Here is a 2,688-nt window from a genome sequence, read left to right as displayed (position 1 = left end):
GGTTTTGTATACAAAATAAACCAGGTAGCAGCTCCAAGTGTATACAAAAACACGCTGCAGCTGCGCCGATCCGGAAGGAGAATGTATACATATGAGTTCACGGACACCTATCCAGGTTCCTACGGAACTACGGGATGAACTAAATGAAATGTCGGACAGGCTGCGGGTAAAGACCCAATATGAAGTAATTCAAAAGCTTTTGGCGTACTATCACCGGAGCGAGAAAGAAAAAAACGATCTGAAGGCGTATCAGGAGCAACATATGGTGGACTTGGGCAAGGATTCAAAGATTCGTTTCAAGGAAATTCAGCAGGAGCTAGGTTTGCGGACCGAGGGCGCGGTATTTGAGTTCTTGGCCGATTGCTATCAAGGATCAATGCAGATGCCTATGCTGGCGTTCGAGACATACCGCAAATTGAAGATGGAGGGGAAATAAATGTTTAAGAAAGATAGCCTTTGCGTTGAATGTGGTTCAGAGCTTATATCTCTTACAGAACCCCATTTAAGACTGTGTGATGATTGCATAGAAGCATGGAGAAGACGGCGAGATCGGATTGAACCGGATCACTGCATACATGGTTACTTAAGAGACGATTGCGAGATGTGCAATACAGAATGGGAATAACTGTATCAAAATAAGGATTTGTATACATTACGGGGGCAGCTGCGCGAGCGGCCGGACCGGATCGGCGCTGTCCTTGTATACAAAAATTGAATCCGGATCCAGGTTTCCGTATACAAGAACACCCCCGATCCGGTCCGGCCACTCACCCAGCCTATACAAAATGCAGAAAGAAGGTATCAAATGGACATTGAAAAGCTTCTAGAATACGCAAAGAGCAACGCCCTGGACTTGGTTTGCCGCCTGGATCACACCCAGGAGGAAAAAAAGTTGATTGCCCTGGGCTACATGGTCGGATTTTCAGACGGAACTTTGCTAAATGAATCGAATAGAAAACGGGAGCAATTCAAAGAAATTGGGAGATCGTAATCTATCGAATTTAGGGCCAAAAATCGAATGTTCCACGGAAGCAAAATCGGCGCTCACGGTCGAAAATGACTCAAAATCGAGATCGGAGCGCCGGACTATTTCACAAAATCCCGGATTTTAGACATATGTCCGGCTGAATGGAGAGGTTAGGGTGAAAGAGTTCGACCTACTTATCTTGATTATTGTGGCTATTGTAGCGGTGATTTGCTTACATCCATTGATTAAAGAAAAAATGTAAAAGGGGTTTTGACCAGATGTTTGATGAACGATCACAAATCCGGCGCGCGCTCGATGCGGCCGGATATTTGTATGATGAGCCGACACCGGAAGCCCTGCGGGAATGCTTCGCGGACTATGTTGACGCTGGGGTATGGGGCAACTTATCATTAGAAGATATAGACAGCTTGTCCATAGCGGATATGAGCAATGCCATAATACGAATTAGGTGGTGATATAGAACATGTACGGAAGCAAGGAAATAGCGGAGATTTTAGGGATTAAACCCGTTACGGTTCGGAAGTATGCGGCGGCTTTAGAGGATGCTGGGTATATCATAAGTCGTAGCGATAGCGGACACCGGACATACAGCGAGGTAGACGCTACGGTGTTCAGGGAGTTACAGGTGCTATGTGAACGTAGCGGTATGACGGTAGAGAACAGCGCAAAGGTTGTAGCATCAAGGCATATCGGAGCGTCCGCAACTGTAGCGCCTGCGGTCGTTCAGCAACAAACGGCCCTGATGGAACGCTACGAGGAGCGCTACACTGAAATGATGGGCGTGATTGAATCCCTGAGAGAGCAGAATGAACGCCTTAATAAGCGCCTGGACGAGCAGAATAACAATATATCCGTGATATTAAGGGAAGTTTTAAATACGAAAAAAATGATGATCGAGAATAATCGCCGTAAGTGGTGGAAGTTTTGGGACAAGCGCGATCCGATGATAGGCGAGCCCGATCCGGAGCAGGTTTGGAAGGAGAAACAGGAGCGTTTGATGTAAGTGATTTTCATCCTGCCGCCGAAATATAAATATATACTGCTACGCAGTAGAAAAAGGGTGCACATAATTAACTAGAATATGGAAGATGCGGGCAAGGGGCCGTCTATACAAAGAGGGCTCTTTTTTGTATGGTTAGAAGGGTAGAGAGAAGGTGATTTTTTATCCCAAGACATCGGCTGCCAGAACATTTAAAGAAAGAGACTATCGGGATCAGGCTGCCGAAATGGATAATTGACGAGCTGAGAGAGTTAGGGAGTCCAAACGAGCATATCGAACAGGCAGTGATCCAATATTTGAAAAAAAAGAGGGAGCAAAACCCAGAAAAAGGATAGACAACAATCGACCTCTTTTTTTATAATATAAAAGCATTGAGAAATTATGTTCGTGTCTTTGGGGTAAAAAATGCACGAAAAATAGTTCTTGACTTGGCGAAAATGGTTACTATATCCTATTGTCATACGAGAAAGAACGAAAAAAATATTCAACCCGAATAGAAGCGCGCCAACGCTCCTGTTCGGTACATGCAAGCCAACACTTGCACGCATCACTAAAAAGTGAGTTGAACATTGCTAATTGTAATTCAATTAATTAGCTTTGTTCAAGCGCATAATTTTTTAGTGTTCCCAAAATACGGGGCGTAGTGTGTGGCTTCTGCTAACACTACGCTTTTTCGCGTTTGGGAGGGGAATCGCAATGG

General features: G+C 44.9%; 4 protein-coding genes. All 4 read left to right on the top strand.

Annotated elements, in window-relative coordinates; all coding sequences use genetic code 11:
* The first annotated feature begins 91 nt into the window (after window positions 1-91).
* The 4 genes from J2Z18_RS30215 (at window position 92) to J2Z18_RS30200 (ending at window position 1,991) form a co-directional block, all read left to right on the top strand.
* Window positions 92-436 (top strand): hypothetical protein, encoded by a 345-nt coding sequence (locus tag J2Z18_RS30215; protein WP_210095792.1) that lies wholly within the window; start codon window positions 92-94, stop codon window positions 434-436.
* Between the two features lie 369 nt (window positions 437-805).
* Window positions 806-991: a hypothetical protein gene (locus J2Z18_RS30210; RefSeq protein WP_210095791.1), complete on the top strand. Its 186-nt coding sequence runs from the start codon at window positions 806-808 to the stop codon at window positions 989-991.
* 254 nt (window positions 992-1,245) lie between these two features.
* On the top strand, window positions 1,246-1,443 hold the full coding sequence (locus J2Z18_RS30205) for a hypothetical protein (RefSeq protein ID WP_210095790.1): 198 nt from the start codon (window positions 1,246-1,248) through the stop codon (window positions 1,441-1,443).
* Between the two features lie 8 nt (window positions 1,444-1,451).
* Window positions 1,452-1,991: a MerR family transcriptional regulator gene (locus J2Z18_RS30200; protein ID WP_210095789.1), complete on the top strand. Its 540-nt coding sequence runs from the start codon at window positions 1,452-1,454 to the stop codon at window positions 1,989-1,991.
* Window positions 1,992-2,688 lie beyond the last annotated feature (697 nt).

Source organism: Paenibacillus lactis (genome assembly GCF_017873605.1).
GTDB lineage: Bacteria > Bacillota > Bacilli > Paenibacillales > Paenibacillaceae > Paenibacillus_AQ > Paenibacillus_AQ lactis.
The sequence above is the reverse complement of the archived record's forward strand: the minus strand, read 5'-3'. Positions and strand labels throughout refer to the sequence as shown.

Excerpts from the sequence above, each read along its gene's own strand:
- J2Z18_RS30215 (WP_210095792.1), top strand. The coding sequence starts at position 92 with ATGAGTTCACGGACACCTATCCAGGTTCCTACGGAACTACGGGATGAA.
- J2Z18_RS30210 (WP_210095791.1), top strand. The coding sequence starts at position 806 with ATGGACATTGAAAAGCTTCTAGAATACGCAAAGAGCAACGCCCTGGAC.
- J2Z18_RS30205 (WP_210095790.1), top strand. The coding sequence starts at position 1,246 with ATGTTTGATGAACGATCACAAATCCGGCGCGCGCTCGATGCGGCCGGA.
- J2Z18_RS30200 (WP_210095789.1), top strand. The coding sequence starts at position 1,452 with ATGTACGGAAGCAAGGAAATAGCGGAGATTTTAGGGATTAAACCCGTT.